Consider the following 9,433-nt stretch of genomic DNA (forward strand, 5'->3'; position numbering starts at 1 on the left):
CCCTCGCCCTCGCCTGCCTCCTCCCCTGCTCCGTCCCCTGCCCCCTCGCGCGGCGCCTCCTTCAGCAACCGCGAGAAGCGGCGGCGCAACACCTCGCGCATCATGCCGAAATCGTCGCCGGGCACGATGTCGGCCGACTTGATGTTGAACTTGCGGTACTGGGATTTGCGGAAGCCTTCCGGCCCGGCCACGATCATGCCGCCCACCGCATTGGTGCCCATGATGTGGGAATTGTCATAGACCTCGATGCGCCGGGGCGGGGCCTTGAGGCCGAAGGTGGCCGCCACCCCCTCCAGCAGCTTGGTCTGCGTGGCGCTCTCCGCCAGCGTGCGGGCCAGGGCCTCGCGGGCGTTCTGCAGCGCGTGGTCCACGAGGTCGCGCTTCTCGCCGCGCTGGGGCGCCGCGATCTCGACGCGGTGGCCGGTCTTTTCCGAGAGGGCCTCGGCCAGAAGCGCCTGCTCCTCTACCTTGTGGGACAACAGGATAAGGCGCGGGCAGGGCTTGTCCTCGTAGAATTGCGCGAGGAAGGCGCCCAGCACCTCGGTCTCGTTAAGCGAGCGGTCGGCGCGGGGATAATAGGCACGGTTGCCCCAGTTCTGCCCGGTGCGGAAGAAGAACACCTCCACACAGGTGGCTCCGCCCTGCTGGTGGCAGGCGAACACGTCCGCCTCCTCCACCCCGCGCGGGTTGATGCCCTGCGAGCCCTGCACGGCGGACAGCGCGGCCAAGCGATCGCGCAGGCGGGCGGCGCGCTCGAACTCCAGCTCCTGGGACGCCGCCTCCATTTCCAGCGCCAGCTCTTCCTTGATGGCGCGGGAGCGGCCGGACAGGAAGGCGCGGGCCTCGCGCACCAGCTCCGCATAATCAATGGGGCTCACCTCGCCGGTGCAGGGACCGGCGCAGCGCTTGATCTGGTGCAGCAGGCAGGGGCGCGTGCGGTTCTCGTAATAGCTGTCCGAGCACGAGCGCAGCAAAAAGGCCCGCTCCAGCGCGTTGATGGTGCGGTCCACCGCCCAGACGCTGGCGAACGGCCCGTAATAATCCCCCGGCCGGTTGCGCGCGCCGCGATGCTTGGTGATCTGCGGCGCCACGTGATCGGCGGTGATGAGGATATAGGGGAACGACTTGTCGTCCCGCAGCAGCACGTTGAAGCGCGGCTTCAACTGCTTGACGAGGTTGGCCTCCAGCAGCAGCGCTTCCGCTTCGGTACGGGTGGAGACGAACTCCATGGACGCGGTGGCGGCGATCATCCGCGCGATGCGATTGGTGTGGCCCACGGGGCGCGTATAGCTGAGCACCCGCTTCCTGATGCTCTTGGCCTTGCCCACATAGAGCACGGAACTGTCCGCCGCGATCATGCGATAGACGCCCGGCCCCGCCGGGGCGTGCCGCGCCGCGCGAATGATGGCGTCGCGCCCGCTGGCGAGGCTTTCCGCGCCGGGCGGCGGTGCGTCGGTGGCGTCGAGGATGAGGAGACCGGCCTCGTCCGCCGCCTCCATCTCGTCCGATTCGGGCACAGGGGCGGCCTGATCGTCGCGGGCGAAGGCGATCTCGGGCGGGTCGATGGGGCGTCTGCCGGTCATGGAGCCTATGTAGTGCGCCCGGCCGCCGGATGGAATCTTCGCCGGAGCCGAAGCCGTTAACACCCGCTCAACCACGCCGCCAACGCCTGACCTACCCGGGTGGTGGACAACCCGCCGCGATCCATATTTTCTCACTTTAATTCAAATACTTATGAAATTAACGGCGCATTAGGCATGCGCGCGGCGGGCCGCTTGGGGACAGGATTGGGCAAGATTCGTCTGCAAGGGTGCGAGCACTGCCGGGGCGAAAAGGCCGGCAGGACCCTGGAGGACAGTTCATGCGTTCCCGTCTGCTTGCTTCCGCCACGCTCCTGGCGGGCGTCGTGCTCGCCGCTCCGGCGGTCGCAGCCGACCTTTCCGGTCGCTATCCCGCGCCCTATGTGCAGCCCGTCGCCGCCTTCACCTGGACCGGCTTCTATATCGGTGCCAATGCCGGCTACGGCTGGGGCTCCACCGTGAACAGCGATCCGGGCGGCTTCATCGGCGGCTTCCAGGCCGGCTACAATTTCCAGTTCGCCAGCCCGTTCGTGCTGGGCATCGAAACCGACTTCGACTTCTCCGGCCTGTCCGCCGGAGGGTACAGCCTGGACTATCTCGGCACCGTGCGCGCCCGCCTCGGCTGGTCGTTCGACCGCGTCCTGGTCTACGGCACCGGCGGCTTCGCCTACGGCCAGGGCAGCCTCGATGTCCTCGGCCTCTCCTCCAGTTCCACCCAGACCGGATGGACCATCGGCGCCGGCGCCGAAGTCGCCTTCGACCGCAACTGGAGCGCACGTGCCGAGTATCTTTACGTAGACCTTGGCAGTGCAACCTATCCGACAGTCATCGGTCCCGTCGATAGCGGCATCACTGCCAATATTCTGCGAGCAGGCGTGAATTATCGCTTCTGAAAGCAAGGCATGACCCAACGGCAAAGATTGAGGCGAAACCTTGCCACTGTCTCAGGTTTGCCGCTTTTACCAAAGGTCACGCCACAAAGCTGAACAAGTGCTAGGACTTTGCCACATCTCCGCCCGGTTTGATTTGGGGGGTGTGGCCCGTTCGCTACAGACGACCGCATCGCCTGGCTGTAAAACGTAACCACTCGTCGGCGAGGCCCCCGGGCTGGACCGATTGACCAACAAAGGTATCGATCATGTTCAAGCGTGCACTCCTGGGCGCCACCGCCCTCGCCCTCCTCGCCGGCTCTGCGTCCGCGGCGGATCTCGCCACCCGCTATCCCGTGAAGGCGGCGCCCATCCCGGTGCAGACGTTCTCCTGGACCGGCTTCTACATCGGCGGCAACGTCGGCTGGGGCTGGGCTGACAACACCTACGACGTCACCCCGTTCGGCTCGGTCGTCGGCTATTCCTACAGCCCCGGCACCAGCAACGGCTTCATCGGCGGCTTCCAGGTCGGCTACAATTACCAGTTCGCCAACAACGTCGTGATCGGCGTCGAGGCCGACCTGGACTGGTCCGACATCGGCAGTTCCACCATCGTGGCCGGCGGCCCGTTCACCGGCGGCGAAATCTCGCAGAACATCGACTATTTCGGCACCATCCGCGCCCGCCTCGGCTACGGCATCGACCGCTTCCTGCCCTACATCACCGGCGGCGCGGCCTGGGCGAAGAGCAACTTCTCCGACTTCTACGGCTACAGCTACAACAACACCAAGTGGGGTTGGAGCGCTGGTGCCGGTGTCGAATACGCCATCACCAACAACTGGACGGTCAAGGCCGAGTATCTCTATCTCGGCTTCGAGAAGAGCAGCGCCAACGACTTCTTCGGCGACACCTATTCCGTCGGCTCGAACCTCAGCACCGCCAAGCTGGGCGTCAACTACAAGTTCTGATCCCGCGCCCCGCGCGAGACGTTTCTTGGAGTGAGACTGGGCTCCCGGCCTTGGCCGGGAGCCCTTTTCATTTTGACCAGCCCGCGCCGATGCACGCACGCATTCGTGAAGGCGAATCGGCCCCTGCCATCGCTTTGCCGCCAAGCCGCCCTTGCCCCGCCCGCGCAACAGGAGAAGCTTGAAAGGCGGTGACATGCGGGAGCATGGCCATGAAACGGGTTTCGAAACGGGTTTCGTTCGTCGGATCGGGTAACGCCCTGTGGGGCGCGCGCTGTGCATTGCCCGCAATCGCGCTCGCGGCCCTGCTGTCGGCCGGGCCAGCCGCGGCCGCCGATCTCGGGCGCCCGGTGCCGCCATCGATCCCGGCGGGGGTTCCCGCCCCGGTGTTTTCGTGGACCGGCTTTTATATCGGCGCCAATGCGGGCTATGGCTGGGGCTCGGGCCAGGATGCGCTCGGAGGCGCCCTCGGCGGGGCCGGCATCGACCCCAAGGGGTGGTTCGGCGGCGGCCAGGTCGGCTACAATTACCAGTTCGGCAACAATGTCGTGGCCGGCATCGAGGCGGACCTACAGGGCGGCGACATCAGCGCCGGCGCGGCCGGACCCCTCGGCGGGCAGCTTGGCGTTCTGGGCCTGTCCAGCACCCTCGATTCGTTCGGCACGGTGCGCGGGCGGCTCGGCTATGCCTTCGGCCCCATCCTGCCGTATGTCACGGGCGGCTTTGCCTGGGGCAACAATTCCATCGACTATCTGGGCGCCAGCCAGTCGCAGACCCATACCGGCTGGACCGCGGGCGCCGGCATCGAATATGCGCTCACCGACCATTGGACCGCGAAGACCGAATATCTCTACACGGATCTCGGCTCCAAGTTCTACGACACAATCGGCGCCAGCGCCGGCGTGACCTCGCAGACCGCCAAAATCGGCATCAACTACAAGTTCTGATCAGGCGCGGGCCGTTCGGGTTGTTCAGATCACGAGGCCTCGACCCTGAGCGGGATCGGCTTCTCTTCGCCGCGCTCGTCGCGCACGGCGAAGTGGTAGGCGCCGTGGCTGTCGCGCGTCACCTCGTAGGTGAGACGACTGACCACGCGATTGTCCTTGTCGAAGGTCAGGACGCGCGGGCGCAGCGTCACGATCTCGCCTTCCGTCACATAGACCGAATTGCAGATGATGACCTCGTCCCCCGGCTGGCAGGTGCGGGCGGCGGCGCCGTTGAGCACGCAGCAGCGCGAGCCGCGCTCGCCGAGAATGACGTAGGTGGAGATGCGCGCGCCGGAATTGCGGTTCCAGATCTCGACGAATTCGAGCGGCAGGATCCCCGCCTCCTCGCAATGCTCGGGATCGAGCGTGATGGAGCCGTGATAATTGAGGTCGGCCCCCGTCACGGTCAGCCCGTGCAGCTTGCCGGCAACGATCTTGCGCATGTTCTGCCGTCCTCCCGTCCAGATCGGTCACACCACCTTGCGCAAATGATCCGGCCGCTTGGGGTGCTGCGTTGTCTTGACGCGACCCGGTATCCGTCTGGCGCGAAGCGGCATGCGAAAAGCGCGCTGTGATAAGCCCTGTGGCGCGCCAAGGGAAGAGGCCCGGCAGGTGCCGGCGCAACATGCCGGTAACACGCCGATGCAATTCTTGAACGTGGCGGGAGGGTGGATTTGACGCCGCTCCTCGCCTTTTAAACTATGATCGTGCTAGAGCCCGCATTCGTTGAATGATGGATGAGGGCTGAAATGGCTCATACGGCAGCGCCCGGCACGGAGCGCGCCCCAAAACGCCCGGCGGACACCGAGCGGGTGCGCATCGGCGTCACGGGCATCGGCATCATGGGCTCCAACCACGCCCGCGTGCTGTCCCAGCTTCCCGGCGTGGAACTCGTCGCCGTGGCCGACCCGGACCAGGAGCAGGCGCAGCGCGTCGCCAGCTTCCTCGGCTGCCAGGCGGTGGGCGACCATCGCGCGCTGCTCGACCTCGGCCTCGACGCCGTGGTGGTGGCCGCGCCGACCCATCTGCACCACCCCATCGCCCTCGACGTGATCGCCGCCGGCTGCTCGGTGCTGGTGGAAAAGCCCGTCGCCTCCACGGTGGAGGAAGGCCGCGAGATCGTCGCTGCCGCCCGCGACAAGGGCGTGACCCTGATGGTCGGCCATGTGGAGCGCTTCAATCCCGCCGTGCGGGCGGTGAAGGACGCCATCCGCGACGAGAACCTCCTCTCCATCGCCATCACCCGGGTGGGTCCGTTCCCGCCGCGCATGTCCAACGTGGGCGTGGTGATCGACCTTGCCGTGCACGACATCGACCTGATCCGCTGGTTCACCGGCTCGGATATCCTGGAGGTGCAGCCGCAGACCTCGGCCGCCATCGCCGAGCGCGAGGACATCGCCCTCCTCCAGTTCCGTACCACCTCGGGGGTGCTCGCCCACATCAACACCAACTGGCTGACGCCCTTCAAGGCGCGCACGGTGCATGTGGCGACCCGCAAGAAGTACGTGATCGGCGATCTCCTCACCCGCCAGGTGACCGAGCATTTCGACTACCGGCCGGACGGCTCCTATTCCACCCGCCACCTCCCGGTGGCCTATGCCGAGCCGCTGCGCGCCGAGCTGGAGAATTTCATCTCCGCCGTGCGCACCGGCCGCGCGCCGGAAGTGACCGGCGAGGAAGGCGTGTCGAGCCTGGAAATCGCCATCTCCTGCCTGCCCGGCTCGGCCGCGGCCAAGGCTGCGCCCTCCGAGACCGCCCTCGCCACGGCCGAAAAGCGCCGCGCCCTGGGCTGAGCCCGCCATGCGCGAGACGGGGTGGCCACGGCGGCCTCCCGTGCCGCACGCAGCGCACCGGCACGCTTCATCACAAGGGTTCGTGGGCTTCGCGAACCGGTATCCACTTCGCTTGAAAACGCTTTAGGCAAACCTGCTCGGCGCCAGTCGAAGACCGGGGCTGTTGGTAAAAGCCCCACCGCGCCGCGCCTGAGCGCAACCTTCTCGGCTCCGGTCAAAGACCGGGGCCGTTGGTATGACAGGGATCATTCATGACGTCTCCCGCGACGGCCAAGACCAGCATGGCGAACAACGCCCCCATCCCCTTCATCGACCTTGCCGCCCAGCGCGCGCGCATCGGCGCCCGCATCGACGAGAAGGTGCTGGACGTGCTCGCCTCCTGCCGCTTCGTGAACGGGCCGGAAGTGGGCGCCTTCGAAGACCAGCTCGCCGCCTTCGCCGGCGCGAAGCATGCCGTCTCGTGCTCCAGCGGCACCGACGCGCTGGCGCTGCTGCTGATGGCCTGGGGCGTGAAGGGGGGGGACGCGGTGTTCTGCCCGGCCTTCACCTTCTGCGCCACCGCCGAGGTGGTGCCCTATGTGGGCGCAACCCCGGTGTTCGTGGACGTGAAGGCCGACACCTTCAACATGGACCCCGAAAGCCTGGAGCAGGCCATCGCGGTGGCCGTCGAGCAGGGGCTGACCCCGCGCGTGGTGATCCCGGTGGACCTGTTCGGCCAGCCGGCGGACTATGACGCGCTTCTGCCCATCGCCGAGAAGCATGGCCTGAAGGTTCTGTGCGACACCGCCCAGGGCTTCGGCGGCACCTGGAACAACAAGCGCACCGGCTCCATCGGCGACGCCACCGCCACTTCCTTCTTCCCGGCCAAGCCGCTCGGCTGCTACGGTGACGGCGGCGCCATCCTCACCGACGACGCGGAGCTGGTCACCGTGCTCAAGAGCCTGCGCGAGCACGGCCAGGGCGTGGACAAGTACCAGAACGTGCGCATCGGCATGACCGCCCGCCTCGACACCATCCAGGCGGCGGTGCTGATCGAGAAGCTGGCCATCTTCGAGGAGGAGATCGCGGCGCGGGACCGGGTGGCCCGGCGCTACAATGAGCTGCTGAAGGATGTCGCCACGGTGCCGGTGGTGGACCAGCGCGCCACTTCGGTGTGGGCGCAATACACCATCCGCCTCGCCCCCGGCGTGCGCGACGGCCTCGCCGACCGGCTGAGGGCGCAGGGCGTGCCCACGGCGGTCTACTACCGCCTGCCCATGCACCTGCAGCCGGCCTACAAGCACTATCCCGCCGCCGGCGCCATCCTGCCGGTGTGCGAGACCCTGGCGGAGGAGGTCATCTCCCTGCCCATGCACGCCTATCTCGACGAGAGCACGCAGGACCGCATCGTCGCGGCGGTCAAGCAGGCTCTCGCCGAGGGCTGAGGGGGTACACTCACGCAAAGACCGCCGGAAGCAGCAGCTTCCGGCGGTCTTTTTGTTTGTGGTTGACGGTCCGGCTCAGCCGTTCACGTCAGCCCCAGCCTCACTTGCCGCGCTTGAAGCTGTTCCAGGTCTTGGTGATGACCCGCTGCACCGGCGGCTCGTTGGTGGTGACGATGAACAACCGGTCGAACGTCTCCTTGTCCGGGTAGATGGACGGATTGTTCAGGATGTCCTTGTCGATGAACTTCTGCGATTCCAGATTGCCGTTGGCATAGGAAATGAAGTTGGAGTTCTTCGCCGCCACTTCCGGCCGCATCATGTAGTTGATGAAGACAAGGGCGTTGTCGATATTCTTCGCATCCTTGGGGATGGCGAAATTGTCGAACCACATGAGCGCGCCTTCCTTCGGGATCACGTAGCTCACGTTCACCAGCGGCTTCTTGGTCTTCTTCGCGGCCTCGGCGGCACGGGTCTTGGCCTGGAAAATGTCGCCCGACCAGCCCACCGCGAGACAGATGTCGCCACGCGCCAGAGCGTTGATATAGCCCGAAGAATCAAACTTCTTGATATAGGGCCGCACCTTCATGAGAAGCTCGCCGGCCTTGGCGATGTCGTCCGGGTTCTTGGAATTGGGATCAATCCCCAGATATTTCATGGCGGAGGGGATCACCTCCTCCGGGCCGTCCAGGAAATAGACGCCGCAATCCTTGAGCTTGGAGAGAATTTCCGGCTTGAACACGATATCCCATGTATTCATGGGAATGTCGCCGAGCCGTTCCTTCACCTTGTCCACGTTGAAGCCGATGCCGGTGGTGCCCCACATGTAGTTGACGGCGTGGGCATTGTCCGGATCGTAGACGGCGAGGCGCTTGGTCACCTCGGGCCAGGCATATTGCAGGTTCGGGATCTTCGACTTGTCGAGGGTAACGAAGATGCCGGCCTTGATCTGGCGCTGCAGGAAGGAGCCGGTGGGCACCACCACGTCGTAGCCGGTCTTGCCCGCGAGCAGCTTCGTCTCCAGCACCTCGTTGCTGTCGAACACGTCATAGCGGACCTTGATGCCGGTTTCCTTGGTGAAGTCCTCCAGCACCGTCGGATCGATATAGTCCGACCAGTTGAAGACGTTCAGGACCTTGTCCTGAGCCGAAGCCGCGCCGGTCAGGCTCAGCGTGGCCAGTAGAACTGCCGCTACGAAATGACGACGCATCCGCCGGTCTCCTCTGGAAAGGGGGTGTTTTTTCCTTGCCCCATGATGCCAAGGCTATGGTGTCGCGCAGGGGTCCTCAACAGGAAACGCGGGGCTTCACAGATACGTTTCATACTCCAATGGGAGAATGACCCTGCGGAAGGCTCCAAGTTCCTCCCGCTTCATCGCCGCATAGATGCGCCGATAATCCACACCAAAGTTTCGGGCAATGAAGTCCGAGGCGGCAAAGCGCGCCACGGCCACCTCCATGTCCGGGGACAGGCGCTCGCCTTCATGCTCGTAGGCATTGCCTTCCAGCGGCGGCGGCGGCTCGATGCCCTGCTCCAGGCCTTCCAGCATGCCGGCGAGGATGGCGGCGAGCACGAGGTGGGGGTGGGCCTCGGCCCCGGCGATGCGGTGCTCCAGCCGGCGGGCGTGACGCGGCCCGTTGGGCACGCGCACCGCCACCAACCGGTTGTCGAAGCCCCAGCTCGCCGAAGTGGGCGCATAGCTGCCCGGCACCAGGCGGCGATAGCCGTTGAAGCTCGGCACGAAGATCAGCGTCGCGTCGGCCATGCTGGCGAGCAGCCCCCCCGCCGCGTGGCGCAGAGCCTGTCTCTTATACACAAC

The 9,433-nt window shown here is 65.8% G+C and carries 8 protein-coding genes and 1 pseudogene; 5 read left to right on the top strand and 4 right to left on the bottom strand.

All coding sequences use genetic code 11. The features are described 5' to 3' along the window. On the bottom strand, positions 1 to 1,583 hold a 1,583-nt coding region (gene uvrC / locus K9U41_RS19860), incomplete at its 3' end, for an excinuclease ABC subunit UvrC (RefSeq protein ID WP_282642585.1). Positions 1,584 to 1,861: 278 nt separating this feature from the next. On the opposite strand from uvrC, the gene K9U41_RS19865 reads away from it, so the two are divergent. The 3 genes from K9U41_RS19865 (at position 1,862) to K9U41_RS19875 (ending at position 4,361) form a co-directional block, all read left to right on the top strand. Continuing rightward, positions 1,862 to 2,473: an outer membrane protein gene (locus tag K9U41_RS19865; RefSeq protein ID WP_282642586.1), complete on the top strand. Its 612-nt coding sequence runs from the start codon at positions 1,862 to 1,864 to the stop codon at positions 2,471 to 2,473. A gap of 245 nt (positions 2,474 to 2,718) precedes the next feature. Beyond that, a complete protein-coding gene (locus tag K9U41_RS19870; RefSeq protein ID WP_282642587.1) occupies positions 2,719 to 3,417 on the top strand; it encodes an outer membrane protein in 699 nt (232 codons plus the stop codon). Positions 3,418 to 3,626: 209 nt separating this feature from the next. Beyond that, positions 3,627 to 4,361 (top strand): outer membrane protein, encoded by a 735-nt coding sequence (locus K9U41_RS19875; RefSeq protein ID WP_282642588.1) that lies wholly within the window; start codon positions 3,627 to 3,629, stop codon positions 4,359 to 4,361. A 29-nt stretch (positions 4,362 to 4,390) separates the two neighbouring features. Here the strand turns inward: K9U41_RS19875 and panD are convergent, their stop codons facing one another. Beyond that, entirely contained in the window at positions 4,391 to 4,843 is a 453-nt protein-coding gene (gene panD / locus K9U41_RS19880) for an aspartate 1-decarboxylase (RefSeq protein WP_282642589.1), read from the bottom strand. Positions 4,844 to 5,149: 306 nt separating this feature from the next. On the opposite strand from panD, the gene K9U41_RS19885 reads away from it, so the two are divergent. Beyond that, positions 5,150 to 6,193, top strand: a complete 1,044-nt coding sequence (locus tag K9U41_RS19885) for a Gfo/Idh/MocA family oxidoreductase (RefSeq protein WP_282642590.1) — start codon at positions 5,150 to 5,152, stop codon at positions 6,191 to 6,193. Between the two features lie 251 nt (positions 6,194 to 6,444). Further along, positions 6,445 to 7,617: a DegT/DnrJ/EryC1/StrS family aminotransferase gene (locus K9U41_RS19890; RefSeq protein ID WP_282642591.1), complete on the top strand. Its 1,173-nt coding sequence runs from the start codon at positions 6,445 to 6,447 to the stop codon at positions 7,615 to 7,617. A 100-nt stretch (positions 7,618 to 7,717) separates the two neighbouring features. Here K9U41_RS19890 and K9U41_RS19895 read toward each other — a convergent pair whose 3' ends face one another. Further along, complete coding sequence (locus tag K9U41_RS19895) at positions 7,718 to 8,824, bottom strand: polyamine ABC transporter substrate-binding protein (RefSeq protein ID WP_282642592.1); 1,107 nt, start codon at positions 8,822 to 8,824, stop codon at positions 7,718 to 7,720. A 96-nt stretch (positions 8,825 to 8,920) separates the two neighbouring features. Next, positions 8,921 to 9,433, bottom strand: a pseudogene (locus K9U41_RS19900) (glutamine synthetase family protein); the annotation flags it as partial.

This window comes from Xanthobacter autotrophicus (assembly GCF_029991245.1).
Lineage (GTDB): Bacteria > Pseudomonadota > Alphaproteobacteria > Rhizobiales > Xanthobacteraceae > Xanthobacter > Xanthobacter autotrophicus_C.

What these genes read in the sequence shown, in the direction of transcription:
- K9U41_RS19865 (WP_282642586.1), top strand. Translation starts at nt 1,862, where the DNA reads ATGCGTTCCCGTCTGCTTGCTTCCGCCACGCTCCTGGCGGGCGTCGTG.
- K9U41_RS19870 (WP_282642587.1), top strand. Translation starts at nt 2,719, where the DNA reads ATGTTCAAGCGTGCACTCCTGGGCGCCACCGCCCTCGCCCTCCTCGCC.
- K9U41_RS19875 (WP_282642588.1), top strand. Translation starts at nt 3,627, where the DNA reads ATGAAACGGGTTTCGAAACGGGTTTCGTTCGTCGGATCGGGTAACGCC.
- panD (WP_282642589.1), bottom strand. Translation starts at nt 4,843, where the DNA reads ATGCGCAAGATCGTTGCCGGCAAGCTGCACGGGCTGACCGTGACGGGG.
- K9U41_RS19885 (WP_282642590.1), top strand. Translation starts at nt 5,150, where the DNA reads ATGGCTCATACGGCAGCGCCCGGCACGGAGCGCGCCCCAAAACGCCCG.
- K9U41_RS19890 (WP_282642591.1), top strand. Translation starts at nt 6,445, where the DNA reads ATGACGTCTCCCGCGACGGCCAAGACCAGCATGGCGAACAACGCCCCC.
- K9U41_RS19895 (WP_282642592.1), bottom strand. Translation starts at nt 8,824, where the DNA reads ATGCGTCGTCATTTCGTAGCGGCAGTTCTACTGGCCACGCTGAGCCTG.